This is a genomic window from Tsukamurella hominis (assembly GCF_965137015.1).
In the GTDB taxonomy this organism is placed as follows: domain Bacteria; phylum Actinomycetota; class Actinomycetes; order Mycobacteriales; family Mycobacteriaceae; genus Tsukamurella; species Tsukamurella hominis.
The window spans coordinates 62,177-86,512 of sequence record NZ_CBCRZG010000008.1; the positions used below are offsets into that span (position 1 = coordinate 62,177).

Sequence of the window (24,336 nt, forward strand, 5' to 3'; positions counted from 1 at the left end):
CTCGTCCGAAATACGACTTTACCAATTCTTGGCACTCGGATAGAGGTTCGAGTACTCGGGCAAATCGCTGCATACTGGGCATCATGACCACGGCACACCCGAACCTCGCCCAGCGCGCAGCGGACCCCCGGGCCGCTGCTCCCCGTCAGCCCGAGCGCCTCATGACCCCAGGCCAGGTGGCCGCACTGTTCAATGTGAACCCCAAAACGGTCACCCGGTGGGCAGGCGCAGGCCTCCTCGGCTCCGTCCGGACCCCCGGCGGGCACCGTCGCTTCCGCGCGTCGGAAGTCTTTGCTCTGTTGAACCAGAACACCACGGCGTAGCCCCCGCACACGACGAAGGGCGCCGCTCCACCGATATCCTCGGCGGGGCGGCGCCCTTCGCGTACGCGGGTACTCGGCGCGGACTCAGCCGGCGTAGGAGTGCAGGCTGCCCGTCGCGAAGTAGTTGATGATGAAGAGGTTGAAGACGATCACGGCGAAGCCGAGGATGTTCAGGTAGGGCGCGGCCTTGCGCCACACCGACGTCGCCCGCGCGTGCAGGTACGCCGCGTAGAGGACCCACGCGATGAACGAGGTGGTCTCCTTCGGGTCCCAGCCCCACGGGCGGCCCCACGCCGCCTCGGCCCACACGGCGCCGCAGATCACGCCCGCGCTGAACAGCGGGAAGGCGACGATCACGGTGCCGTACGCCACGCGGTCGAGCACCTGCGTGGACGGGATGGCCTGCAGTAGCCGGCCGCCGATCCCCGAGGTCACGGTGACGGAACCGTCGGGCAGCTCGAACCGGCGGCGGATCAGGTACAGCAGGCTGGCGACGCCGGAGACCAGGAAGATGCCGGCGCCGATCGACACGATCGAGACGTGGATCGCGAGCCAGTAGGACTTCAGCGAGGGCACCACGGGGCCGGCGGTCGTGTACAGCACGCCCTCGGCGACGAACATGAAGATCAGGATCGGGACCAGCACGAAGCCGAGGATCGGACGGGCCTCGGGCTTGCGCAGCAGCACGAGCGAGGCGAGGACCGCGCCCGCGCACATGATGGACATGAATTCGTACATGTTGCCCCAGGGCATGCGGCCGGTGGCGACGCCGCGCAGCACGATCGAGGAGACGTGCACGAGCAGGCCCGCGACTACGAGGGCGTAGCCCATCCGGCCGATCCGCTCGGACTTCGTGCGCCGGGGGCCGTCGTCGACTACCCGGCCCGGAGTGGAATCGGTGGCGATCGGGCCGCCGCCCGCGGCGACGAGCTCCCGCTTGCGGTCGCGCGCGGCCGTCGCGTCCACCCGCGACGTGGCGAGCTCGATGACCATCAGGACCAGCGCGAGCGCATAGATCCCGGTGGCGCTGGTGAACAGCACGTCGGCGAAGTTCGCCAGGTCGACGTTGGTCTCGGTTCCCATGCTCACGCCACTTTCTCACCGTTGGAGCCGACCAGGCGGTCGGCCAGTGCTTCGAAGTCCTCGGTCCAACCGGCCTGGTCGGTGCGGGCCAGTCCGGCGATCTCCATCACGGTACCGCCGCCCTCGCGCGGGGTCAGCCGCACGAACACCCGCCGGCGCCGCACGGTGAGCGAGACGATGAGCCCGCCCAGCATCCCGATCGCGAAGACCAGCGTCCAATTCTGCGCCGGGTTGTGGCTGACCTGCAGGGCCGCGAAGTTCGTCACCCCGTCGAACCGCACCTGGGTGCCGTCCTCGATGGTGGTCGACTGCCCGACGGTCAGGTTCACCCGCGCCTTCTTCGACAGCCGGCCGGAGTCGATCTGGTCGCGGCTGAGCGAGAAGATGTTCTGCGGCTTGCCGGTGTCGAGGCCGGTGTCGCCCTCGTAGATGTCCACCGCGACGGCCGGATCGTTCGGCGCGGGGAAGCGCGAGGTGAGCAGCGTCCCGTCGAGCTGCTTGGTGGGGGCGAGCAGCCCCTCGATCCCGATCTGCTTGGTGCGTCGCTCGTCCTCGGTGCGGTACAGCTCGGCGGGCGGGTCGAAGCGCAGCGCGCCGGAGGAGAGGAAGTTGATCTTGTCCTGCGGCGCGAACTGCATGGTCTGCGTGCGGACGGCGCCGTTCGGGTAGGTCACGGTGAACGTGCCGGCGTAGCCGTGGCCCAGCATGTAGACGCGCACGCCCTCCATGCGGAGCGGCTTGTTCACCTCGATGGCGTACTTCTTCCAGGTGTCGTTCTGCAGGCCCTCGCGGTCCTGGTACGAGGCGAGCGTGCGGAACATGTCGGGCTGCGCGTTCGGCAGGAAGGTGGCCTGCACCTCGTCGGCCTTGAGGCAGAAGGGCGCGAGCCCGGTCCCGTCGACGAGGTTGCCGGCGCGGAAGTTGTCGTAGTTCGACGAGGTGTTGCAGAAGCCCTCGTCGCCCGCGATCACGATGCGCGAGCCCTCGTAGGAGAACTGCTGGCCGACGCCGATCGCGATGAGGATGCCCACCAGCGAGATGTGGAAGACCAGGTTGCCGGCCTCGCGGAGGTAGCCCTTCTCGGCGGAGACGGTGACGGTGCCCTCGGCCTCGTTCGCCCCGCCGGGACGGGCGATCTTGCGCCAGCCGCGCAGGCCGGCGAGCACCGTCTGCGCGGCGGCCTCGGGATCCTGGTCGCTCTCGCGGGTGGTGTGCCGCGGGAGGCGCGACAGGTTGCGCGGGGTCGCGACGGGCGGCGTCCGCAGGGCGCGGAAGTGCTCGACCGTCCGCGGGAGGATGCAGCCGACGAGCGAGACGAACAGCAGCGCGTAGATCGACGTGAACCACACCGACTTGAAGACGCCGAAGAACTGCAGCTCGTCCATGATCTCGCCGAGCGTGCCGTGGTCGTCGATCCACTTCGCGGTGGCGGCGGAGTCGACGTCGCGCTGGGGCAGCAGCGCGCCGGGCATGGCGGCGACGGCCAGCAGGAAGAGCAGGACCAGCGCGGTCTTCATCGACGTGAGCGAGCGCCACGTGTTGCGGACCGCGGCGAGGGCGCGGCGGGGCGGGGACTGCTTGACGGGGGTAGTCATCAGATCGGCATCACTGTGTTCGAGACGAAGAGGCGGCGGACGAGGTCGATGAACTCGGCCCAATAGCCGGTGACCAGCGCGACGCCGACGGCGATCATCAGCACGCCGCCGAAGATCTGGATGCGGCGCGAGTTGCGGCGCAGCCACCCGACGGCGCGGACGGCCACCGTCGACCCGAGGGCCAGGACGATGAAGGGCAGCCCGAGTCCGGCGCAGTAGGCCACGATGAGGATCGCGCCGCGGGCGGGCTCGGCGTCGGTGCCGACGACGATGGACAGGATCCCCGCCAGCGTCGGGCCGATGCACGGGGTCCAGCCGAGCGCGAAGACGCCGCCGAGCAGCGGCGCGCCCGCGAGGGTGGTCCACTGCCGCGGCGCGAACCGCACGTCGCGCTCGAGCATCGGGACCAGGCCGATGAAGGCGAGGCCCATGACGATGGTGACGACGCCGCCGATCCGCATCAGGGTGTCGGCGTTGAGCCGGATCGACGTGGCGAGCCCGAAGACCGACATCGTCATCAGCAGGAAGACGGCGGTGAACCCGGCGACGAAGAGGATCGCGGCGCCCATGACGCGCCACCGGCCCGCCCGCGCGCCCGCCTTCGCCTCGTCGACGGTGGCGGCCGGGGCCTCGGCCCCGACGAGCCCCGCGAGGTACGACAGGTAGCCCGGCACGAGCGGGACGATGCACGGCGAGGCGAAGGAGACGAGCCCCGCGAGCAGGCACGCGCCGAGCGCGAGCAGCAGCGGGCCCGAGACGGCCGCGGTGGCGAAGGCCTCTCCCATCAGCCCTCCCCCAGCACCTTCTCGATGGTGTCCGTGAGTTCCTTCTCGCCGACGGTGGTCAGGTAGGACGCGGCCACGCGGTGCTGTCGGTCGAGGACGAAGGTCATCGGCACGACGGTGGTCGGGTACTGCTCGCCGATGGCCAGCAGCGTCTTACCGGGCGGGTCGTAGATCGACGGGTACGTCAGGCCCTGCGAGCCGATGAAGTCGCGGGCGGCGTCGTCGCCGGCGGTCTCGCGCAGGTTGATGCCGAGGAACTGCACGCCCTTGTCCTTGGTGGCGACGTAGGTGCGTTCCAGCTCGGGCGATTCGAGGCGGCACGGGGCGCACCAGCTGCCCCACACGTTGATGACGACGACCTTGCCGGCGTAGTCGGAGAGCTTGATCGTGGTGTTCGGGTCGGTCACGCTGCGGCCGGACAGGTTCTCGACGGTGCTGCGCTGCCCGGGCTCGTAGAACTGCCGGACCTTGCCGCCGGGGGCGATCACGCCGCCCTTGGCGGCCTGGTCGGAGAGCTGGACGCAGCCGGACGCGCCGAAGGCGACCGCGCCGGCGACCACGAGGGCTGCGGCGCGGCGGGCGAGCCTCACGCGCCGCGCACCAGCGGGTCGGTGGCGCCCGCCGGCTCGGAGTACACGATGTCGACGAGCTCGTCGCCGTCGTAGACGAGGCTGGTGAGCGAGGCGAGGGAGCACTGCCGGTTGCGCGGATCGTGCCAGAGCCGCTTGCCCTCGAGGTGGCGGCGCAGGGTCACGACGGGCAGCTGGTGGCTCACCAGGACGGCCTCGTGGCCGCGGGCCCGCTCGCGCGCGATGTCGACGACGCCGACCATGCGGTGCGCGATCTGCAGGTAGGGCTCGCCCCACGACGGGGTGAACGGATCGCGCAGCTTGGCCCAGTGCTTGGGCTGGCGCAGGGCACCGTCGCCGACGGCCACCTTGAGGCCCTCGAACTGGTTACCGGCCTCGATGAGCTCCTCGTCGGTGATGATCGGCAGCCCGTGCGACGCGGCGATGGGCGTCGCGGTCTCCTGGGCGCGCTGCAGCGGCGAGGCGAACACGGCGGTGATGTCGTGGTCGGCGAGCGCGTCGGCCACCGTCTGCGCCTGGGCCCGGCCCGTGTCGGACAGGCGGAACCCGGGCAGGCGGCCGTAGAGGATGCCGTCGGGGTTGTGCACCTCGCCGTGCCGCATGACGTGCACGATCGTCTGGGTCATCTGGGTCTCCTACTGCGTCGCCGCAGCGGCGGCGCGGGCGGCGGCGGGCAGCGCCGCCTCGATGGATGCGAAGTCGTCGTCGCTGAGCGCGGCGGAGACGAACCACGCCTCGAAGGCGCTGGGCGGCGGGTAGATCCCCTGCTCGAGCAGGGCGTGGAAGAAGGGCGCGAAGCGGAAGGTCTCGGCGGCCTTGGCCTGCGCGTAGTCCTTGACGGGCCCGTCGGTGAAGAAGACGGAGACGAGGTTGCCCGCGTACTGGACGTGGTGCCGCACGCCCTCCGCGGTGAGCGCGTCGCCGATGAGCCCGCCGAGGCGGATCGAGTTGGCGTTGAGCTTGGCGTACACCTCGTCGGTGGCGTGCTGCAGCGTCGCGAGGCCCGCGGCCACGGCGACGGGGTTCCCCGAGAGCGTGCCGGCCTGGTAGACGGGGCCGAGCGGCGCGAGATGCCCCATGACCTCGGCGGAGCCGCCGAAGGCCGCGGCGGGCAGCCCGCCCGACATGACCTTGCCGAAGGTGAACAGGTCGGCGTCCACGGGGTCGAGGCCGTACCAGCCGGCCTTGCTGACGCGGAAGCCCGTCATGACCTCGTCGAGGATGAGCAGGGCACCGTCGGCCCGGGTGATCTCGCGCAGGCCCTCGTTGAAGCCCGGCTGCGGCGGGACGGCGCCCATGTTCCCGGCGGCGGCCTCGGTGATCACGGCGGCGATCTGCCCGGGGTACTGCGCGAAGGCCTCCCGCACGGCGGCGAGGTCGTTGTAGGGCAGGACGACGGTGTCGGCCGCCTGCGCGCCCGTCACGCCGGGGCTCGTCGGCAGGCCCAGGGTGGCGACGCCGGAGCCGGCGTCGGCGAGCAGCGCGTCGACGTGGCCGTGGTAGCAGCCGGCGAACTTGATGATCTTGGCGCGGCCGGTGACGCCGCGGGCCAGGCGCACGGCGCTCATGGTGGCCTCGGTGCCGGAGTTGACCAGGCGCACCCGCTCGACGGGGGCCACGCGGGCGATGATCTCCTCGGCCAGCGCGATCTCGGCCTCGGTGGGGGCGCCGAAGCTCAGGCCGGTGGTGGCGGCGCGCTGCACGGCGTCGACGACGGCGGGGTGCGCATGGCCCAGGATCATCGGTCCCCAGCTGGAGACGAGGTCGACGTAGGTGTTGCCGTCGGCGTCGGTGAGCTGCGAGCCCGTGGCGCTGGTGATGAATCGCGGGGTGCCGCCGACGGCGGAGAAGGCGCGCACCGGGGAGTTCACCCCGCCGGGGATGGAGCGGGCCGCGCGCTCGAAGAGGGCCGCGCTGGCCGGGGCCGCTGTGTCGCTACCGGGGGCGATGGGGGAACTCACGACCTCCAGTGTCCCAAACGAGCGCAACTCGTCAACTACAGGGTGTAGGAGTTCAGTGGAAACCGCCCCGGTGGGCCGCCCGAAAGGCGATACCACTTCGATACCACCGCGCGTATCGTCGGGGTATGGCCATGACGCTCCGCCTCACCGACGACGACGACGCCGCCCTCACCGCACTCGCCGCGGCGGAGGGGGTGAGCAAGCAGGAGGCGGCGCTCCGCGCGATCCGCGAGAAGTCCGCGCGCTTGGACCGCGACTCCGAGGTCCGCCGGCTCACGCGGGACGCGGTCGCGCGGTACGGCCCGCTGCTCGACCGGCTCGCGCAGTGACGGTCCACCTCGATCTGGAACTCCTGCTCACCATCATCGACCAGGCCGGATTGCCCGGCGTTCGGGACCACGGCCTTCTGGAGTCGGCCGCGCTGCGCCCGCAGACCTCGGTGTTCGGCGACGACGCGTACCCGACGCTCGACGAGCAGGCCGCCGCACTCATGGAGTCGATCGTCCGCAACCACCCGCTCGTCGACGGGAACAAGCGGCTCGGCTGGCTCGCGACGGTCGTCTTCTACGGCCTCAACGGCGTGACGCTGGACGCCCCGGAGGACCCCGCCTACGACCTCGTCATCGGCATCGCCGAGGGCCGGATCGACTACCACGCCAGCGCCCGCCTGCTGGCGTCATGGACCGCGTCGTAGCGGCCGCACCCTATAGTGGAACAGGTTCCACTTCCGGGGCCGCGCCGCGCACGGTAGGAGTAGAGCCATGGAACGACTCAGCGGACTGGACGCCTCCTTCCTGTACCTGGAGTCCCGATCCCAGCTCATGCACGTGAGCGGGCTGCTCGAGCTGGACCCCGGCACCGTCGAGGGCGGGTACCGGTTCGAGGACCTGCGGAGCGAGCTCGCGCGGCGGATCACGGCGATGCCCGCGTTCCGGCGCAAGCTGCACGACTCCGTGGCCAACCTGGACCACCCCGTCTGGGTGGAGGACGAGTCCTTCGACATCGAGGCGCACGTGCACCGGATCGCGGTCCCCGCGCCCGGCGGCGAGCAGGAGCTCGCCGATCTCTGCGCGCACATCGCGGGCCAGGCGCTGGACCGCAGCAAGCCCCTGTGGGAGATGTGGGTCATCGAGGGCCTGGCCGACGGGCGGATCGCGATCATGATGCGCATGCACCACGCGGGCGTCGACGGCGTGACCGGCGCCGGCCTCATGGCCCAGCTGTGCTCGCTGACCCCCGAACCGCCCGCGCTCGATCCCGCGATGGTGGACAAGTCGACGGGCGGCGCGCCGCTGCTCGCGCTCGCCGCCGACGGCGCGAAGAACGTCCTGCTCCGCCCGCTGTCGCTGGTCTCCCTGCTGCCGCGCACCGTGCCCGTCCCCGTGCGCTGGTGGACCCGCTCGCGCCGCGGCGCCGCCATGCCGGCCCCGTTCAGCGCGCCCCGCACCTCGCTCAACAGCTCGATCACCGGCCACCGCGCCATCGCCTTCGCCTCCGTGCCGCTGGCCGACGTGAAGAAGATCAAGGACCACTTCGGGGTCAAGGTCAACGACGTGGTGCTGGCGGCCTGCTCGGGCGCGATGCGCGAGTTCCTGCACGACCGCGGCGAGCTCCCCGAGCAGCCGCTGGTCGCGATGATCCCCGTCTCGGTGCACGAGGCCGAGATCGGCGCGACGCTCACCGAGGGCACCAACAAGGTCACCGGCATGTTCACCCGGATGACCACGGACGTCGACACCCCCGTCGCGCGACTGGAGGCGATCCGCGAGCGGGTCGCGACGAGCAAGGAGCACCACGGCGAGCTGGACGACAACCTGCTCCGTTCCTGGGCACAGTTCGCGCCGGCGTCGATCATGCAGCTCGGCGCCCGGCTCTACGGCGACAACAACCTGCCCGAGCTGCACCCCGTGATCTACAACCTGGTGATCTCCAACGTGCCGGGCCCCGACATCCCGCTGTACTTCCTGGGCGCGCGGATCCACTCGATGTACCCGCTGGGCCCGGTCTTCCACGGCGCGGGCCTCAACGTGACGGTCTTCTCGCAGGAGGGCACACTGAACATCGGTGTGATCGCCTGCAAGAAGCAGGTGCCCGACCCGTGGCCGATCGTCCGCGCCTTCGAACGCGACATGGCGGCGCTGGTCGCGGCCGTCGACGCGGCGGGCACCGAGGAAGGCTGACCATGACCGACGGCCCGCGGGTACGCATCGACAGCGGCGAGATCTCCGGCCGCGACCAGCGGACGGTGCACGCCTACCGCGGCATCCCCTATGCGCAGCCGCCCGTCGGGCCGCTGCGGTACCGGGCGCCGCAGCCGGTGCAGCCCTGGGACGGGGTCCGCGCGGCGACGGAGTTCAGCGCCGCCGCGCCGCAGAACAAGAAGTACACGCTGGTCGGCTTCCGCGAGTACCAGCCCACCAGCGAGGACTCGCTGACCCTCAACGTGGTCGCCCCCGCGCGGGAGGCCACGACGCCGCGCCCGGTGATGGTGTTCATCCACGGCGGCGCCTACCTCATGGGCAGCTCGGCGACGCCGCTGTACTACGGCAACTCGCTGGTCGAGCGGGGCGACGTCGTCTTCGTCTCGATCAATTACCGCCTGGGCGCCCTCGGCTATCTCGACCTGACGGACTTCTCCACCGACGAGCGCCCGATCGACGGCAACCTCGGCCTGCGCGATCAGGTCGCGGCCCTGCAGTGGGTGCACCGCAACATCGCGGCCTTCGGCGGCGACCCGGGCAACGTCACGATCTTCGGCGAGAGCGCCGGCGGCAACGCCGTCACCACGCTGCTCGCCACGCCCGCCGCGCGGGGCCTGTTCCACCGCGCCATCGCGCAGAGCTCGGCCCCCGAGCTCACCGTCGACGCGGTCACCGCGCGCGGCTGGGGCAAGCGCTTCGTGGAGATCGTCGGCGGCCCCGAGCACATCGACACCGCCACCTCCGAGGAGCTGGGCCGCGCCGGCAACCGCCTCATGGGCGAGCTCAACCGGGAGCAGCTGGGCGTGGTCCCCTTCGGCCCCACGGTCGACGGTGACTACCTCCCGGAGGATCCGGAGGTCGCCATCGCGGCCGGACGGGGCGCGCAGGTGCCGCTCATCATCGGCACCAACCGCACCGAGGCCACACTGTTCACGAAGATGCCCGGCATGGGCAAGCCGTCGGCCGAGCGCGCCGCGCACACCGTCGGCGGCACGCCGGAGGCCTTCGCCGCGCTGTCCGCGGCGTACCCGGGCTTCCCCGACGTCGCGTCGCTGAACCGGATCATCGGCGACTTCATGTTCTGGGCGCCGTCACTGCGGATCGCGCAGGCGCACGCCAAGCACGCGCCGACGTACTTCTACCGCTACGACTTCTCCCCGAAGACGCTGGACCTGTTGGGCTACGGCGCGACGCACGCCTCCGAGCTGATGGCGGTGTTCGGCGTCTACCACGGCACGACGGGGTGGGTCCTCGGCGCGCTGGGCGACCGCCGCATCGCGATGCGCGTCTCCGACGGGATGCAGCGCGACTGGATCACGTTCGCCCGCACGGGCCGTCCGGCCGGCGAGTGGCCGACGTACAACGGCACCTCGCGCGCGACGCTGGTGATCGACGACCGCAACCGCGTCGTCTACGACCCCTCCCCCGAGATCCGTCGCGCCTGGGACGCGTTCGAGGCCGCCCGCCGCTGAGCCGTGCCCGACGGGGCCGGCGCCGCGCGCCCGGCGGCGCGTTCACCGGGTGCTCATGTCGGCGACGTGCCCACGTCACCCCGAAGGGGCACGGTGCAGGCATGCCCTCACCCTTCGTTTCCCGTCGTATCTTCCTCCTCGGCACCGCGGGCGCGGCGGCGCTCGCGGGCGCCGGCTGCGCACCGGGCGGCGATCCCGCCCCGAGCGCCTCGCCCAGCGCCACGCCGCGCGGCGATCTCTTCGCGCTCGGCGTCGCCTCGGGCGATCCCACGCCCGACGGTGCCGTGCTCTGGACCCGGCTCGCCCGCGATCCGCTCGCCGACGACGGCATGGGCGGGATCCCGGCGCGCACCTTCCCCGTGCAGTGGGAGGTGGCCGAGGACGAGCGGTTCACGAAGGTCGTGCAGCGCGGCGACGCGACGGCGGCGCCCGAGGCGGGGCACAGCGTGCACGTCGAGCTGGCGGGCCTGCGCCCCGGGCGGGAGTACTTCTACCGCTTCCGCGCCGAGGGCGCGCTGTCGCGGACCGGTCGCACGCACACCACGCCGGAGCCCGGTGCGATGACGCCGCTGGCGATGGCCTTCGCCAGCTGCTCGCAGTACGAGCACGGCTACTTCACGGCGTACCGGCACCTCGCGGAGGAGCGCCCGCAGCTGATCCTGCATCTCGGCGACTACCAGTACGAGTACGCGGCCGGCGGCTACGAGCTCACGACCGGGAACGTGCGCGACCACCGCGGCCCGGAGACCGTCACGCTGGCGAACTACCGGCAGCGGTACGCGCAGTACAAGTCCGATCCGGACCTGCAGCTCGCGCACGCCGCCGCGCCGTGGGTGGCCGTGTGGGACGACCACGAGGTCGACAACAACTGGGCCGGCGAGGTCTACGAGAAGCCCGAGAAGCCTCAGCCCGACTTCCTGGAGCGGCGCCGCGCGGCGTTCCAGGCGTACTACGAGAACATGCCGCTGCGCCGCGCGCAGGTGCCGAACGGGCTGTCGCTGCGCCTGTACCGGCGCGTGCAGTGGGGCGACCTCGCCACCTTCCACATGCTGGACACCCGGCAGTACCGCGACGACCAGGTGGGCAACGACAAGGTGCCCGCCACCGACCCCGAGAACCGGAATCCCGCGCGCAGCCTCACCGGCGCGGAGCAGGAGCGCTGGCTGCTCGACGGGTTGCACGCCTCGCGGGCGCGCTGGGACGTGCTGGGGCAGCAGGTGATGTTCGCCCCGATCGACTACGACCCCACCGACGCCGCCGGCTACAACCCGGACGCGTGGGACGGCTACGTCGGTTCGCGCGACCGGGTGATGGACGGCTGGCAGGCGGCGGGCACCCGCAACCCCGTGGTGCTCACCGGCGACGTGCACACCCACTACGCCAACGACATCCGGCGCGGCGACGCCGTCGTGGCCTCCGAGCTGACGGCCACGTCGATCACCAGCGGCGGCGACGGTTCCGCGGACCACAGCGAGAAGGAGAAGGCGCAGCTGCGCGACAACCCGCACATCCGGCTGCTGCGCAACCAGCGCGGCTACGTCAGCACCCGGATCACGCCCGAGACCATCCGCGCGGATTACCGTGTGCTGCCGTACGTCTCGAAGCCCGGGGCACCGGTGCAGACCGCGGCGTCGTTCGACATCCGCGACGGGGTGCGCGGCCTGCAGCAGGTCTGACGCGGCCCCACCGGAACAAGCGTGCGCCGCCGGTCGACTCGGGGTCGACCGGCGGCGCACGTCGTGAGCGGAGCCGTTACTTCGCGGCCAGCTTCTCGTTGAAGAACTTCGCGGCCTCGGCGGCGGCGAGGGTCGTGGCCTCGGGGCCGTCGTAGAAGTCCATGTGGGCGTAGCCGTCCACGACGAGCAGCTTCTTGTCGCCCTTGGCGCGGGTGTACAGCTCGGTCGAGTGCCACAGCGAGCCGGCCTCGGAGCCGGCGATCGCGAGCACCGGCTGGGTCAGCAGGTCCTCGACCAGGGCGAAGGCGTCGAAGCCGATGATCGCGGGGATCGACAGGCCCAGCAGGTACTTGTTCTCGGCCGTGGGGTACTGCGCGCGCGGCGTCAGGTAGTAGTCGCTGGCCTCGGCCAGGTCGCGCGGGACCTCGGGGGTGACCTCGGTCGGCACGTAGCCGACGGTGAAGGGCTCGGCCTTGGTGGTGACCTCGACCTGGCGCTGCGCCGACGCGGCGTCACGGGTGGGGAGCACGTCCGCGTCCCGGCCGTTGCCGTCCCAGCCCTTGCGCCACGCGGAGCCGATGTTCACGGCGCTGACGGTGCCGACCGCCTTGATGCGGGCGTCCACCTTGGTGGCGGCCACGGCGTAGCCGCCGCCGGCGCACACGCCCCACACGCCGATCCGCTCGGGGTCGACGAAGGACTGGGTCTGCAGGAAGTCCACGACGGCGTTGACGTCGCTGACGCGGGCGGCCGGGTCCTCGAGGAAGTGCGGCTCGCCGCCGGACTCGCCCTGGAAGGAGGCGTCGTAGGCGACGGTCACGAACCCGGCCTCGGCCAGCTTCGCGGCGTACAGACCGGCGGTCTGCTCCTTGACGCCGCCGCCGGGGTGCACGACGACGAGGGCGGGGTAGGTGCTGTTGGCGTCGAAGTCGTCCGGGGTGAACAGGTTTCCGGCGAGCTCGATGGTGCCCTTGGCGATCTTCACGGACTGGGTGGCCATGATGGTTCCTCTCCTTTGCGGTGTCCCGGTCGTCCGGCCGGGCTGCTGAGAACCACTCTGCCGTCGTCCGCGCGGCGGTGGCAGTGGGCGCTTATCGGGGGTACTGCCGGCCCCTGTCTGGCGCCGTCAGGCGCCCAGCAGCGCGATGACCACCGCGGCCCGCGTCTCGGGGATCAGCGCGAACGACAGCAGGAGCGCGGTGTCGGCGACGTCGCCGTCGGTCAAGGCGTGCTCGGCGAGGGTCGACACGCGGTAGCGGTGCCGGGTCAGCGTCGCCCGCGCCGCGGCGAGCGCCGCATCGGAGCCCAGGTCCACGGTGAGGTGCAGCCCCGCGTCGGCGCCGAGGACGAGCGCGTCCGGCAGATGCTCCGCGAGCGCCCGCCGGACGGCGGCACGCCGCGCGCCGTAGGTGCGGGCCGCCCGCGCTACGTGGGCGTCCCAGGCGCCGGAGTCGAGGAAGTGGGCCAGCATCGAGGCCGCGGCGCCGTCGACGCCCGCGCTCGAGCCGTGCCCCGCGTGCGGCAGCCCGCGCAGCGACTCCGGTACGGCGGCCCACGCGAGTCGCAGCTGCGGGGTCAGCGCCTTCGAGGCGGTGCCGAGGTAGACGACGTGGTCGGGCGCGAGGGTCTGCAGCGCGGGCAGCGGCGCCACGTCGTAGGAGAACTCGCCGTCGTAGTCGTCCTCGACGATCACGCTGCCCGTCTCCCGCGCCCAGTCCACGAGATCGAGCCGCCGCGCCATCGAGAGCCGCACGCCGGTCGGGTACTGGTGCGCCGGCGTCGTGTAGACGAGGCACCGCCGGCGCGGCAGCCGATCGACGACCAGTCCGTCCGCGTCGACGGGCACACCCACGACCTCGCCGCCCGTCGCGCGGAAGGCGTCGAAGGCCCGCCGGTAGCCGGGCGTCTCCACCGCGATCGGGGTGCCGAGCTCCCCGGCGATCGCGGTCAGGGCCGGATTCACGCCCGGGAACACGCGCAGGTCGCCGGGCGCGGCCCGCACCGCGCGCCGCCGCCGCAGGTGCACGGCCAAGGCCTCCTGCAGCGCCGCGACGTGCGGCGCCGCCGACGTCGTGGGCGGGAGCGCGGTCGCGTGCCGCCAGGACCGGCGCCACCGCCGCTCGTCGATGAGGGTCACGTCGGGTACGCCCGGCACCAGGCTCGTGTCCCAGATGTCCGACGGTGCCTCCTCGTCGCGACGCGGGGCGGGCGCGGCGTGCATCGCGTGCGCGAGCCGGTCGGTATCCGGGGCGATCCGGGTGCCGCTGCCGGGGACCGCGGCCGTGACGCCCATCGCGGCGAGGGTGTCGTAGGCGGCGATCACCGTGTTCCGGGCGATGCCCAGTCCCGCGGCGAGCGCCCGCGAGGAGGGCAGCACGTCGCCGGGGTGCAGGGCGCCGCCGTCGAGGCCGTCGATGACCGCGTCGACGATCGCGCCGCTCGGGAGCGCGCCGCCGTGCGCGAACGCGGACCAGAAGTCGGGGAGGGACGCGGGCGGGCGGGGCATCGCCCCAGAATACTGGTTCTCGAAATCTCCCAATTCTGGATCTTCTGCAGCACCGGTATCTGCCCCAGGATGGATGCATGGACAAGCTCACCCGGTATCCCCAGCGCGGCGGCGACCGCCGCCTCCTCGACGAGATCCTGGACGAGGGCGTGGTCGCGGTGCTGTCGACGGTGGCCGACGGCCTGCCGTGGTCCGTGCCGATCGCGTACGCCCGCCTCGGCGACCGGATCGTGCTCCACGGTTCGACGGGGGCCGGCGCGCTGCGGCACGTCGCAGCGGGTGCCCCGGCGACTCTGACCGTGACCCATGTCGACGCGCTGATCGTGGCCGACACGGCCTTCGACCACTCGATGAACTACCGCTCGGCGGTGCTGCGCGGCGCGCTCACGACGGAGTCGGTCGACGGCGCGGAGTTGCTCGAGGCGTTCACCGACACGCTACTGCCGGGCCGCAGCGCGGAGCTGCGCGCCAACACCCGCAAGGAGCTCGCCGCGACCACCGTGCTCACCTTCCCGATCACCGCCGACAACTGGATCGCCAAGGCGCGCACCGGCGGAGCCTCGTCGACCGAGGGCGGCTGGTCCGGCGTGCTGCCGCTGCGGAAGGGCTATGCGCGGATCGAGCCGACGCCCGGCCAGGATCTGCCGGTGCCCGCGTCCGTGCGGGCGGCGCTCGGGGCGGACGAGCCGGAGGCGTGCTGCGCGAACGCCCGGTGATTCCCCTCTCGGAAACGGCATGAATCGCCCGGGCTGGGTACGGTTGAGGCCATGAGTGCTCCGACCTCGCCGGCATCGTCGCCCGAACTGACCGCAGCGCTGCGCGCCATCCTCGACGGCCGGTGGGCCGCCACGAGGGACGTGGTGCGCGAGCAGATCCAGGACGGGAACGTGGTCCCGCAGGCGGGGCTGAGCCTGGACGAGTACCGCGAGCTGATGCTCGGCCAGATGAAGGCGATGGTGCCGCTGGGCTTCCCGGCCGACGGCTTCAAGACCGAGCACGGCGGCACCGGCGACGTGGGCGCCGCGGTCACCGCGATCGAGACCCTCGGCTACGGCGACCTCTCGCTCATGGTCAAGGCGGGCGTGCAGTGGGGTCTGTTCGGCGGCGCGGTGGAGAACCTGGGCACCGACTACCACCACGACACGTACGTCAAGGGCCTGATCGACCTCGACGTGCTCGGTTGTTTCGCGATGACCGAGACCGGGCACGGCTCCAACGTGCAGGAGCTGGAGACCACCGCCACCTACCTGCCGGAGACGGGCGAGTTCGAGATCCACTCCCCCACCTCCAGTGCTCGCAAGGACTACATCGGCGGCGCCGGGAAGCACGCGCGCTGGGCCTCCGTGTTCGCGCAGCTCATCACCGGCGGCCCGGGCGAGGAGCCCACCGGCCGGGGCGTGCACTGCTTCGTGGTGCCGATCCGCGACGAGAACGGCGACGACCTCCCCGGCGTCACCACCTCCGACTGCGGCTACAAGGGCGGCCTCCCCGGCGTGGACAACGGCCGCATCGTCTTCGACCGCGTGCGCATCCCCCGGCGCGAGTTGCTCAACCGGTACGCGGACGTCGCGGAGGACGGAACCTATTCCAGCCCCATCGAATCCGACAACAAGCGCTTCTTCACGATGCTCGGCACCCTGATCCGCGGCCGCGTCACCGTGGGCGCCGCGGCGGGCGCCGCCGGACGGCTCGGCATCACCCTCGCCACCAAGTACGCGCTGGTCCGCCGCCAGTTCGACGCGCCCGGCGGCGACAACGAGCTACTGCTGCTCGACTACCGCACGCACCAGCGCCGGCTGCTGCCGCTGGTCGCGCGGGCCTACGCCTTCGCCATCGCGCAGAACGAGCTCACCGCGGAACTGCACGAGCTGCAGACCGGCGATCCCGACGCGGTGGACCCCGCCTACGCCCGCGAGATCGAGGGCAAGGCCGCCGCGATCAAGGCCGGCCACACCCGCCTCGCGTCGGACGCGATCAGCGCGGCCCGCGAGGCCTGCGGCGGCGCCGGCTACCTCTCGGAGAACCGGCTCCCGTTGCTGCGCGGCGATATCGACGTCTTCACCACCTTCGAGGGCGACAACCTGGTGCTCACCCAGCTGGTCGCCAAGGAGCAGCTCACCGCCTACGCCGGCGACGTGCAGGGCCTCGACGCGGTGGGCTGGGTGCGCTTCGTGGCGAACATGGCCAAGGACGTCGTGCTGGAGAAGACCGCCGCCCGCCAGGTGGTGCAGACACTGCTCGACGACTCGGACGAGGACACCGAGGAGAGCGAACTCACCCACCCGGGCACGCAGCTGCGGCTCCTGCGGAACCGCGAGGACCACCTGCTGCGCACCGCCGCCGCCCGCATGCGGCGCGCGAAGGAGCCCGACGAGGACCCGCTCGAGGTCTTCACCGAGACGCAGGACCACCTGATCAAGGTCGGCGACGCGCACATCGAGCGGATCGTGCTGGAGGCCTTCGTCGACGCGATCACCGACGTCCAGGACCGCGAGACCCGCGACGCGCTCAAGCTGATGCGCAACCTGTACGTGTACTCGCTGCTCGAGCGCGACCTGGGCTGGTACCTCATGCACCGGCACATCTCGGTGGAGCGCGCCAAGGCGATCCGGCGCGGCGTGAACGAGCTGTGCGGTAGGGCCCGCCCGCTCGCCGAGTCGCTCGTGGACGCCTTCGGCATCCCCGCGGCCGCCCTCGACGTGCCGATGCTCGACCCCGCCAACAGCGTCGCCGTCCGGTAGCGCCCCGACGGTGACTCCCACCCAGGCCACCGCGCTCCTCAGGCGCCCGTGAACCGGCACACCCATACGGCACTGCGCGACGTCACCGTTCGCTGCCGATCCTGCTGCGCAGGAACTCCTCCGCAGGCGGCGGGACCAGCGCACCGTAGGTCGTGAGCCGGCCGGCGGGACGGAGTGCGATCACCACGAACACCCCTCGCCGGCGGACCCGTCGCATCTGCGAGTAGAGCAGGTCGGACCGACCGAGCGGCGACGTGATCGTCATCGACTCCGGGCCGAACGTGGACGTCCACTGTGCTCCGGGAACGAAGACACTCCGCAGGCGCCACCACGTGAGCGCGAAGATCAGGACCGGAATCACGACCGGCACCACAGCGAACGCGTAGTGCGCGACGTCGCCGTGGCCCGTCGCGGTCGAGACCACGGCGTACAGCACGCACAGCACGGCGATAACGATCCACGCCGGGCTGCGCAGGAACAGCCGTGCCATGGCGCGGGCTTCCCGCGTCGCCTCCTCCGGTCCGGGCGTCCACACGTGATGGGGTTCCCTGCTGGTCTGCACCGCAGAATCATCCGCCACCTCGCTTATCGGCCGCTTGGGCCCGGCGTGGCCGCACGCGACCGATTGCCCGTCGATCTCGAACACAGTTGCTGTGTGATTGACATATATCGAATGCGGGCGTAGCATGGAGACACAGAGAGGAGGGCGCGATGACCGCCACTACCTGCAGTATGGCGGATTACCACGACGCCCTCGCCTCCTTCGAACAAGCCGCGGAACGCCTCGCCGCGACGGATCCCGTGATGCTGTCCTCGCAGGAGATCACCGATGCGCTGCCCGCCCTGGAGTCCGCGGCGCGCAAGGTCACCTACGCGCAGAACTGGCTGGCGCAGGCCGCGGTGGAGCACCGCGTGCCGGACGAGTTGGGCTACACCGGCCTCAAGGAGCTCCTGGTGCAGCGACTCCACCTCTCGGGCGGCGAGGCGCGCGACCGGGTCCACGGCTCGCGCTCGCGCGTTCCCAGGCATGAGCGCGGCCTCGCCCCGGAGCCGCGCTACCCGCTCGTCGCGGAGGCGCAGCGCCATGGCGAGATCTCTGAGCGACACGCGGCGGTGATCGAGAACGTCTTCCATTCCTGCCGCAAGCGCCTCGAGATCAAGGACGAAGCCGTCCTGGAGGAGATCCTCACCACCGCAGCCAAGTCCGCGAGCCCGGAGGACATCGCCAAGGTGGGCAGGCGCGCCATCGACCTCATCGACCCCGACGGTGCCGAGCCCAAGGAGGAGGTCATCGCCCGCGCACGCGGCTTGAACCTCGGCGAACAGGACGGCGATCTGATGTCCCCGCTCACCGGCGACCTCTCCCCCGAGGCTCGCGCGCTCCTCGACGCCGTACTGGAGAAGTTCGCCCGGCCGGGCGTGAACAACCCCGCCGATGCGGACGCTCCCGTCGACCCCTCCGATCCCGACGCGGTGCACGCAGCGGCGAAGCGGGACAAGCGGACCGCCGCGCAACGCAGCCACGATGCCCTGGCCCACGCCCTGCGCACCGCGATCGGATCGGACGCGCTCGGCCGGCACCGCGGCGTGCCGTGCGTCCCGATCATCACCCTCGGCATCGACCAGCTCGAGTCGGAGACGGGCATCGCTACCACCGCCACCGGTGGGCGGATGCCCGTCGCCGACGCCCTGCGCATGATGGGCGCGAACCCGAAGTACGTCCTGGTGCTGGACCTGCACAGCCGCCCCCTGTTCCTCGGGCGCGAGAAGAGACTCGCTTCGATGGACCAGCGGATCGCGTTGTACGGCTCCGAGAAGGGCTGCACCGCACCGGGATGCGATGCGCCCGCGACGCGCTGCCAGGTCCACCACATCACGGAGTGGGCCGATGGCGGCTCCACGGACATCACAGCGCTGACACTGGCGTGCGATCAACACCACGGCAGGGTCGTCCCTCCGACGGATACCTCGGGGCGTCCCGGCTGGAGCACGATCACGCTCCTCGACGGGCCCTTCGCGGGCCGCACCGGGTGGCGCCGAACCGCCGACCCGACTCAGCAGTACCGGGTGAACCACACGCACCACACCGAGGAGATCTACAGCCAGGCCCTCGAGGCGTGGCACCGTCACCGGGCGCGGTTCGCCGATCACTGGCGAGCCCAGGATCTCCGTGATCGGTTCCGCACCGTCATCGGCACGACGTACGACGACATCGCCACGATCCTCGACGGCCCCCACGGCCCTCCCCTGCTGGAGCAACTCCTCGCGCAACACGACGCCGAGGCGGCGTGGGAACTCCCGTCGCCGCTGCCGGACGCCGCGTAGCGTGTCGCCATGGCCTCGCAGTCCTACGTCGACCTGCGCCGCGCGCTCGATGACCCGCGCACCGATCCGCGCCTGATGTTGCACCACGCCCGTGAGCTGTCGGGGGCGTTCGTCCGGAACGAGCACCTGCTCGGGCTGCTGCCGCCCGACGCACCGCAGGTGATGGTCGCCGGCTTCGAGCGGGCGGGCGCCGCGGGCGTGGGCGACGCCTACCTCGAGCTCGCGGCCCTGCACGCGGCGGGCGGAACCTGGCGGTCGCCGCTGCTCCCCCAGGACGACGACCGCGCGATCGAGCTGTACCGGTACGCCGAGTCCACCGGCGTCGACGAGGCGCCGTACGCACTGTCGCGCGCGCTCTACCGGGCGGACCGCACCGAACTCGCACACGCCGCCTGGCGGAAGGCCAAGGCCTTCCAGGTCACCCACCCCGACCGCCTCGATGCCCTCGTCCACGCGGGCCACCTCCTGCAGGCCGGCTTCGGCGTGCCCGAGAACCAGGAGGCCGCCGGCGACTTCTTCGCGGAGGCCGCCGGGAGGGGCAGCGCCGACGGTGCCTTCGAGCTCTCGCTCCGCGCGCACCAGGGGCGCGGTGCGCCGCAGGACGACCAGGAGGGGCTGCGCTGGACCCGCCGCGCCGCCGAGCTGGGCAGCGCGCGGGCGTCCTACAACCTCGGCGCCGCGTACGCCACCGGCCGGTACGGCCTCGCCCGCGACGCCGAGGAGTCGCTGCGCTGGTACCTGCACGCCGCGGAACAGAACCACGGTATGGCGGCCTTCACCGCCGGCGTCATGCTGCTCACCGGCGACGGCGGCCTGCGGCCCGATCCCTCCCGCGCCGCACGGCTGCTCGGCGACGCCGACCACCTGCTGGGGGACGGCGTCGTCGACGAGCGCCTGGCCGCGATGGGGCTGCAGCGCCCGCGGCCCTGACCTACAGCGGCAGCAGGATGTCCTTCACCCGCGGATCGGTGCGCAGGAACTCCTGCACCGCCGGGTCCTTGAACGCCGCGACGAGGTTCTTGATGTTCTCGGTGTCCTTCCAGCGGGTGCCGATCGTCAGCTGGCCGGCGAACTCGTCGGGGGCGGGCGGCGCGAAGATCTCCTTCTCGATGCTCACGCCCGCGGCGAGGTAGTACTCGGTGTAGCCGACGGCGGCGTCGAGGTCGGGCAGCGCGCGGGTCTGCGCGGCGAAGTCGAGCAGGGTGAACTGCAGGTTCTTCGGGTTCGTCGCGATGTCCTTGACGGTGGCCTGCCACTTGTTGACGCCCGGCTTGAGGGTGATGAGCCCTGCCCGCTCGAGGAACCACAGCCCCTGGGCCTCGTTGGCCGGGTCGGAGTACAGCGAGACCTTCGCGTTCTGCGGCAGCTGCTGCGGGTCGGTGTACTTGTCGGAGAACAGCCCGAAGCCCCACCGGAAGACGGGCGTCGCCGCCTCCTCGCGGAAGTCCGGGTTCGCCTGCAGCACCTGCCCGAGCCACAGCTTGTGCTGGTAGACGGTGGCCGCGACCTCGCCCTCGCTGACGGCGCGGTTGATCGTCGTGGAGTCGGCGAGGCCCTTGAAGGCGACGGTGATGCCGTGGCGGGGCGCCACGTCCTTCGCGATGAACTCGATGAGCGCCTGCTCCGCCGCGTTGCCCTCGGTGGTGGCCACGAGCAGGGTGGCGCCGGCGGTCTCGTTGGCGGTCTTCGCGTCGGAGCCGCCGAAGGCGCGCCAGCCCACGAAGCCGGCCACCACGAGCACGACGAGGATCACGACGCCGATGATGAGGGGCCGGCGCGAGCCGCGCGTGGTGAAACCGTGGTCGTCGTCGGCGGGAGGCGCTGCCGGGGTGGGGGTTTCGGTGTCGCTCATGCGAGGGCCTTTCGGAGGACGGTCTGTTCGGGGGTGAGGTGACGTACGAGCGCGTCGCCGGCGAGCTGGATCGCGGTGACCACCACGATGAGCACGAGGATGGTGGCGATCATGACGCCGTGGTCGAACCGCTGGTAGCCGTAGGTCACGGCGACGTAGCCGAGGCCGCCCGCGCCGATGGTGCCGGCGATCGTCGAGTACTCGATCATGGCGATGGTGTTGATGGTGAGGCCGCCGACGATGCCCGGCAGCGCCTCGGGGATCTGTGCGCCCCAGATGATCTGGGCGTTGGAACCGCCCGACGCCTTGGCCACGGTCACCACGTCGGGCGGTAGGGCGCGCAGGCTGTTCTCGACGATCCGGGCGAAGAAGGCGATGCCCGCGATGGACATCGGGACGACCGCGGCGGCGATGCCGATGTTGGTGCCGGTGAGGAACCGGGTGAACGGGATGATCGCCGTCATGAGCACGAGGAAGGGCAGCGAACGCCCGATGCTGATGACCCACGTGAGGGGTTGGTGCAGCGCCGGTCTCGCGAGCAGGCCGCCCGGCGCGAGGTTGTGCACCAGGGCGCCCAGCGGCACGCCCACGACGAGCACGATCACCATGACGAGCCCCACCATGATCACCGTGTCGCGCAGCGCGGGCAGCACCAGGTCGGGGATGTCGCTGAGCGGCACCGTGATCCCGGAGGCGAGGTAGGTCATGCGGCCACCGCCTCGCGGGCGGCGGCGTCGGTGCGCAGCCCCAGGGCGCGCGCCGAATCCAGGACGCGGGTCAGGTCACCGTCGTCGATCCCGACGGTGACCGTTCCGACGGTGACGCCCCCGACGGCCTGCACGGACGCCGAGAGCAGCGCGACCGCGGCCCCGGTCTCGAGGGTGACGCGGCTGAGCCAATCGGCCGGCACGGTCGTGTCGTAGGTCAGGCGCACCGTCGTCTGGCCGGACGGCGCCGCCGCCGCGGGCCCGGCGGCGCGGAGGGCCTCGCCGAGCACCGATTCCGGGTCGGTCAGCAGGTCGACGAGGGCGCCCTGCTCGGCGAGGACCCCGTGGTCGAGGCGCGCGGCGCTGTCGGCGACGCGGACGATGGTGTCCATCTCGTGCGTGATGAGCACGACGGCGAGGTTCAGCTCGTCGCGCACGTCGCGGAGCAGGTCGAGGTACTGCGCGGTGGCCTCCGGGTCGAGGCCCGACGTGGCCTCGTCGGAGAGGAGCACCTTGGGCCGCAGCGCCAGCGCGCGGGCGATCCCGACGCGCTGACGCTGGCCGCCGGAGAGCTGGTGCGGGTAGTGGCCGGCCTTGTCCGCCAGCCCCACCCGGTCGAGCAGCTCGGCGACGCGCGCCCGCGTCTCCCCTTTGGTGACACCCAGGTACTCCAGCGGCAGCGCGACGTTCTCGGCCGCGGTGCGGCGGCGGAGCAGGCTGGACGCTTGGAAGACGGTGCCGATCCGGCGGCGGGCCGCCCGCAGCTGCCCCTCCGGCAGCGCCGTCAGGTCCTGCCCGCCGATCACGACGGTGCCGCTCGTCGGCCGCTCCAGCAGGTTCAGGCACTGCGCGAGCGTCGACTTGCCGGCGCCGCTGGGGCCGACGACGGCGAAGATCTCGCCCGCGGCCACGGTGAAACCCACGTCGCGCAGCACGGGCGTCGCCGCCGCGCCGGTCCCGTAGGTCTTGGTGAGGCTGTGCACCTCGATCATCGTCTCCTCCTCGGAATGTGAGGAGAACAGTGCGGCACGCGGCCCGGCGAGAGAACGGTTGCGGTCACCCTGATCCGAGCGACCGACGCCGGGTCAGGAGTCGGAGGCGGGGTAGATCATCTCGGCCGGTGCGCGGGAGGTGCTCTTGGCCAGCGGGTAGTAGATCGCCGCGGTACCGAGCAGCCCGACGATCCACGAGATGTCCGCGCCGCCGAGCATGTCCGTGACGGGCCCGGTGTACAGCTTCTGCGCGAGGAACGGGATCTGGATGACGATGCCCGCGGCGTACGCGAACAGCGCCGCCCACTGCCACGATCCGTACCGGCCGGCCGGGTCGTAGAGCGCGGGGATGTCGATGCGCTCCTTGGAGATCACGTAGTAGTCGATCAGGTTGATGGCGCTCCACGGGGTGAACACCATGAGCAGCACCAGCACGAAGTTCTTGAAGTTCTCCAGAAAGTCGGCGCTCGCGGCGATCGCGATGATCACGGAGACGGCGACGAAGCCGACGATGTACAGCGTGCGGGCGAGCGACGAGATCCGCGAACCGCCGCCGAACGCGGTGACGGTGGTGAGCACCGACATGAAGCCGCCGTAGGCGTTGAGGACGTTGACCGTCAGCTTGCCCACCACGATCACCAGATAGACCACGGCGGCCGCGGCGGCGGGGCCGGCCAAGTCGCCCAGGAAGCCGACCTGGTTGCTGAGGAAGGCCTTCGAGGCGCAGGCCGCGACGAGGGCGCCGAAGGTCATCGAGATCTGCGAGCCGATCACGCTGCCCGCGAACGTCGCCCAGAAGGTGGTGCGCTCCGGCGTCGACCGCGGCAGGTAGCGCGAGTAGTCCGCGACGTACGGCCCGAACGTGAGCTGCCAGCCCGCGCCGAGGGAGATCGCGAGGAGGAACGTGACGATGTCGAAGCCCTTCACCCCCACCACGGCGCCCACGTCGTACGCGGAGAACAGGCGCACCATCAGGTACCCGATGCCCACGATCCCGACCACGGTGGCGATCCGGCCGACAATGTGGATCAGCCGGTAGCCGACCACCGCGACGACCGCGGTCAGGGCCCCGAAGATCACGATCCCGACGGCGGGCTCGTCCACCCCGATCAGGCGGTTGATCGCCTGCCCGGAGAGCACAGTGCCCGTGGCCGCGAAGCCCAGGTACATGAGGATCACCAGCACCAGCGGCACCGCGGCGCCCTTCACCCCGAACTGCGCGCGGCTCGAGATCATCTGCGGCAGGCCCAGCCGCGGGCCCTGTGCCGCGTGCAGCGCCATCACGGCGCCGCCGAGCACGTTGCCGATCAGCACGCCGATGATCGCCCAGAGCGCGTCGGCGCCGAAGACGACGGCGAGGGCACCGTCGACGATGGCGGTGATCTGCAGGTTCGCCCCGAACCACAGCGTGAACTGGCTGCGGGGCGTGCCGTGTCGCTCGGAGTCGGGCACCACGTCGATGGTGCGGCGTTCCCGCAGCGGTGCCTTCGCGTTCGTCGTCGCCATCGGGGTCCTTCGTTCTGAGCG

Annotated in this window: 23 protein-coding genes; 10 read left to right on the plus strand and 13 right to left on the minus strand. The window is 71.7% G+C overall.

Annotated features, from left to right (window positions below; genetic code table 11):
* Positions 1-161: 161 nt before the first annotated feature.
* Positions 162-323 (plus strand): BldC family transcriptional regulator, encoded by a 162-nt coding sequence (locus tag ACM9LD_RS12505; protein ID WP_074850913.1) that lies wholly within the window; start codon positions 162-164, stop codon positions 321-323.
* 84 nt (positions 324-407) lie between these two features.
* Here ACM9LD_RS12505 and ccsB read toward each other — a convergent pair whose 3' ends face one another.
* Genes ccsB through hemL form a run of 6 tightly spaced genes read right to left on the minus strand, consistent with a single transcriptional unit; the run spans position 408 to position 6,337 of the window.
* A complete protein-coding gene (ccsB, locus tag ACM9LD_RS12510; protein WP_415677072.1) occupies positions 408-1,406 on the minus strand; it encodes a c-type cytochrome biogenesis protein CcsB in 999 nt (332 codons plus the stop codon).
* 2 nt (positions 1,407-1,408) lie between these two features.
* Entirely contained in the window at positions 1,409-3,001 is a 1,593-nt protein-coding gene (resB, locus tag ACM9LD_RS12515) for a cytochrome c biogenesis protein ResB (RefSeq protein ID WP_415676967.1), read from the minus strand.
* Positions 3,001-3,786, minus strand: coding sequence for a cytochrome c biogenesis CcdA family protein (locus ACM9LD_RS12520; RefSeq protein ID WP_415676968.1), 786 nt, complete (start codon positions 3,784-3,786; stop codon positions 3,001-3,003). Before ACM9LD_RS12520 ends, resB begins: the two co-directional genes overlap by 1 nt.
* A complete protein-coding gene (locus ACM9LD_RS12525; RefSeq protein ID WP_415676969.1) occupies positions 3,786-4,376 on the minus strand; it encodes a TlpA disulfide reductase family protein in 591 nt (196 codons plus the stop codon). The genes ACM9LD_RS12520 and ACM9LD_RS12525 overlap by 1 nt, the downstream gene beginning before the upstream one ends.
* Complete coding sequence (locus ACM9LD_RS12530) at positions 4,373-5,002, minus strand: histidine phosphatase family protein (RefSeq protein ID WP_415676970.1); 630 nt, start codon at positions 5,000-5,002, stop codon at positions 4,373-4,375. Before ACM9LD_RS12530 ends, ACM9LD_RS12525 begins: the two co-directional genes overlap by 4 nt.
* Positions 5,003-5,011: 9 nt before the next feature.
* Positions 5,012-6,337, minus strand: coding sequence for a glutamate-1-semialdehyde 2,1-aminomutase (hemL, locus tag ACM9LD_RS12535; RefSeq protein WP_415676971.1), 1,326 nt, complete (start codon positions 6,335-6,337; stop codon positions 5,012-5,014).
* 125 nt (positions 6,338-6,462) lie between these two features.
* Between hemL and ACM9LD_RS12540 the strand changes: the two genes are divergently transcribed.
* From ACM9LD_RS12540 to ACM9LD_RS12560, 5 genes are all read left to right on the plus strand, one after another.
* The gene (locus tag ACM9LD_RS12540) at positions 6,463-6,666 is read left to right on the plus strand and encodes a CopG family transcriptional regulator (RefSeq protein WP_336669860.1); all 204 of its coding nucleotides are present in this window, start codon (positions 6,463-6,465) and stop codon (positions 6,664-6,666) included.
* The gene (locus ACM9LD_RS12545) at positions 6,663-7,031 is read left to right on the plus strand and encodes a type II toxin-antitoxin system death-on-curing family toxin (protein ID WP_415676972.1); all 369 of its coding nucleotides are present in this window, start codon (positions 6,663-6,665) and stop codon (positions 7,029-7,031) included. Before ACM9LD_RS12540 ends, ACM9LD_RS12545 begins: the two co-directional genes overlap by 4 nt.
* A gap of 67 nt (positions 7,032-7,098) precedes the next feature.
* On the plus strand, positions 7,099-8,517 hold the full coding sequence (locus ACM9LD_RS12550; RefSeq protein ID WP_415676973.1) for a WS/DGAT/MGAT family O-acyltransferase: 1,419 nt from the start codon (positions 7,099-7,101) through the stop codon (positions 8,515-8,517).
* 2 nt (positions 8,518-8,519) lie between these two features.
* A complete protein-coding gene (locus ACM9LD_RS12555; RefSeq protein WP_415676974.1) occupies positions 8,520-10,010 on the plus strand; it encodes a carboxylesterase/lipase family protein in 1,491 nt (496 codons plus the stop codon).
* A gap of 101 nt (positions 10,011-10,111) precedes the next feature.
* On the plus strand, positions 10,112-11,686 hold the full coding sequence (locus ACM9LD_RS12560; protein WP_415676975.1) for an alkaline phosphatase D family protein: 1,575 nt from the start codon (positions 10,112-10,114) through the stop codon (positions 11,684-11,686).
* Positions 11,687-11,762: 76 nt separating this feature from the next.
* On the opposite strand, the gene ACM9LD_RS12565 is transcribed toward ACM9LD_RS12560, so the two are convergent.
* The gene (locus ACM9LD_RS12565; protein ID WP_415676976.1) at positions 11,763-12,686 is read right to left on the minus strand and encodes an alpha/beta hydrolase; all 924 of its coding nucleotides are present in this window, start codon (positions 12,684-12,686) and stop codon (positions 11,763-11,765) included.
* A gap of 126 nt (positions 12,687-12,812) precedes the next feature.
* Positions 12,813-14,192 carry an aminotransferase-like domain-containing protein gene (locus tag ACM9LD_RS12570; protein WP_415676977.1) on the minus strand — a complete coding sequence of 460 codons (1,380 nt, stop codon included), beginning with the start codon at positions 14,190-14,192 and terminating at the stop codon, positions 12,813-12,815.
* Between the two features lie 77 nt (positions 14,193-14,269).
* On the opposite strand from ACM9LD_RS12570, the gene ACM9LD_RS12575 reads away from it, so the two are divergent.
* Both ACM9LD_RS12575 and ACM9LD_RS12580 read left to right on the plus strand, forming a co-directional pair.
* Positions 14,270-14,908, plus strand: coding sequence for a pyridoxamine 5'-phosphate oxidase family protein (locus ACM9LD_RS12575; RefSeq protein ID WP_415676978.1), 639 nt, complete (start codon positions 14,270-14,272; stop codon positions 14,906-14,908).
* A 51-nt stretch (positions 14,909-14,959) separates the two neighbouring features.
* Positions 14,960-16,933: an acyl-CoA dehydrogenase family protein gene (locus tag ACM9LD_RS12580; protein ID WP_415676979.1), complete on the plus strand. Its 1,974-nt coding sequence runs from the start codon at positions 14,960-14,962 to the stop codon at positions 16,931-16,933.
* Between the two features lie 82 nt (positions 16,934-17,015).
* Here ACM9LD_RS12580 and ACM9LD_RS12585 read toward each other — a convergent pair whose 3' ends face one another.
* Complete coding sequence (locus ACM9LD_RS12585) at positions 17,016-17,495, minus strand: hypothetical protein (RefSeq protein ID WP_415676980.1); 480 nt, start codon at positions 17,493-17,495, stop codon at positions 17,016-17,018.
* A 149-nt stretch (positions 17,496-17,644) separates the two neighbouring features.
* Between ACM9LD_RS12585 and ACM9LD_RS12590 the strand changes: the two genes are divergently transcribed.
* Positions 17,645-19,258, plus strand: a complete 1,614-nt coding sequence (locus ACM9LD_RS12590) for an HNH endonuclease signature motif containing protein (RefSeq protein ID WP_415676981.1) — start codon at positions 17,645-17,647, stop codon at positions 19,256-19,258.
* Between the two features lie 9 nt (positions 19,259-19,267).
* On the plus strand, positions 19,268-20,188 hold the full coding sequence (locus tag ACM9LD_RS12595) for a tetratricopeptide repeat protein (protein ID WP_415676982.1): 921 nt from the start codon (positions 19,268-19,270) through the stop codon (positions 20,186-20,188).
* 1 nt (position 20,189) lies between these two features.
* Here the strand turns inward: ACM9LD_RS12595 and ACM9LD_RS12600 are convergent, their stop codons facing one another.
* From ACM9LD_RS12600 to ACM9LD_RS12615, 4 genes are all read right to left on the minus strand, one after another.
* Positions 20,190-21,110 carry a MetQ/NlpA family ABC transporter substrate-binding protein gene (locus tag ACM9LD_RS12600; protein ID WP_415676983.1) on the minus strand — a complete coding sequence of 307 codons (921 nt, stop codon included), beginning with the start codon at positions 21,108-21,110 and terminating at the stop codon, positions 20,190-20,192.
* The gene (locus ACM9LD_RS12605) at positions 21,107-21,817 is read right to left on the minus strand and encodes a methionine ABC transporter permease (protein ID WP_415676984.1); all 711 of its coding nucleotides are present in this window, start codon (positions 21,815-21,817) and stop codon (positions 21,107-21,109) included. The genes ACM9LD_RS12600 and ACM9LD_RS12605 overlap by 4 nt, the downstream gene beginning before the upstream one ends.
* Positions 21,814-22,809, minus strand: a complete 996-nt coding sequence (locus ACM9LD_RS12610) for a methionine ABC transporter ATP-binding protein (protein ID WP_415676985.1) — start codon at positions 22,807-22,809, stop codon at positions 21,814-21,816. The genes ACM9LD_RS12605 and ACM9LD_RS12610 overlap by 4 nt, the downstream gene beginning before the upstream one ends.
* A 93-nt stretch (positions 22,810-22,902) precedes the next feature.
* A complete protein-coding gene (locus ACM9LD_RS12615) occupies positions 22,903-24,315 on the minus strand; it encodes a purine-cytosine permease family protein (protein WP_415676986.1) in 1,413 nt (470 codons plus the stop codon).
* Positions 24,316-24,336: the final 21 nt, after the last annotated feature.

Excerpts from the sequence above, each read along its gene's own strand:
- ACM9LD_RS12600 (WP_415676983.1), bottom strand. The coding sequence starts at position 21,110 with ATGAGCGACACCGAAACCCCCACCCCGGCAGCGCCTCCCGCCGACGAC.
- ACM9LD_RS12610 (WP_415676985.1), bottom strand. The coding sequence starts at position 22,809 with ATGATCGAGGTGCACAGCCTCACCAAGACCTACGGGACCGGCGCGGCG.
- ACM9LD_RS12565 (WP_415676976.1), bottom strand. The coding sequence starts at position 12,686 with ATGGCCACCCAGTCCGTGAAGATCGCCAAGGGCACCATCGAGCTCGCC.
- ACM9LD_RS12595 (WP_415676982.1), top strand. The coding sequence starts at position 19,268 with ATGGCCTCGCAGTCCTACGTCGACCTGCGCCGCGCGCTCGATGACCCG.
- ccsB (WP_415677072.1), bottom strand. The coding sequence starts at position 1,406 with ATGGGAACCGAGACCAACGTCGACCTGGCGAACTTCGCCGACGTGCTG.
- ACM9LD_RS12615 (WP_415676986.1), bottom strand. The coding sequence starts at position 24,315 with ATGGCGACGACGAACGCGAAGGCACCGCTGCGGGAACGCCGCACCATC.
- ACM9LD_RS12530 (WP_415676970.1), bottom strand. The coding sequence starts at position 5,002 with ATGACCCAGACGATCGTGCACGTCATGCGGCACGGCGAGGTGCACAAC.
- ACM9LD_RS12575 (WP_415676978.1), top strand. The coding sequence starts at position 14,270 with ATGGACAAGCTCACCCGGTATCCCCAGCGCGGCGGCGACCGCCGCCTC.
- ACM9LD_RS12520 (WP_415676968.1), bottom strand. The coding sequence starts at position 3,786 with ATGGGAGAGGCCTTCGCCACCGCGGCCGTCTCGGGCCCGCTGCTGCTC.
- ACM9LD_RS12505 (WP_074850913.1), top strand. The coding sequence starts at position 162 with ATGACCCCAGGCCAGGTGGCCGCACTGTTCAATGTGAACCCCAAAACG.
- ACM9LD_RS12590 (WP_415676981.1), top strand. The coding sequence starts at position 17,645 with ATGACCGCCACTACCTGCAGTATGGCGGATTACCACGACGCCCTCGCC.
- ACM9LD_RS12555 (WP_415676974.1), top strand. The coding sequence starts at position 8,520 with ATGACCGACGGCCCGCGGGTACGCATCGACAGCGGCGAGATCTCCGGC.
- resB (WP_415676967.1), bottom strand. The coding sequence starts at position 3,001 with ATGACTACCCCCGTCAAGCAGTCCCCGCCCCGCCGCGCCCTCGCCGCG.
- ACM9LD_RS12580 (WP_415676979.1), top strand. The coding sequence starts at position 14,960 with ATGAGTGCTCCGACCTCGCCGGCATCGTCGCCCGAACTGACCGCAGCG.
- ACM9LD_RS12540 (WP_336669860.1), top strand. The coding sequence starts at position 6,463 with ATGGCCATGACGCTCCGCCTCACCGACGACGACGACGCCGCCCTCACC.
- ACM9LD_RS12570 (WP_415676977.1), bottom strand. The coding sequence starts at position 14,192 with ATGCCCCGCCCGCCCGCGTCCCTCCCCGACTTCTGGTCCGCGTTCGCG.
- ACM9LD_RS12550 (WP_415676973.1), top strand. The coding sequence starts at position 7,099 with ATGGAACGACTCAGCGGACTGGACGCCTCCTTCCTGTACCTGGAGTCC.
- ACM9LD_RS12605 (WP_415676984.1), bottom strand. The coding sequence starts at position 21,817 with ATGACCTACCTCGCCTCCGGGATCACGGTGCCGCTCAGCGACATCCCC.
- ACM9LD_RS12560 (WP_415676975.1), top strand. The coding sequence starts at position 10,112 with ATGCCCTCACCCTTCGTTTCCCGTCGTATCTTCCTCCTCGGCACCGCG.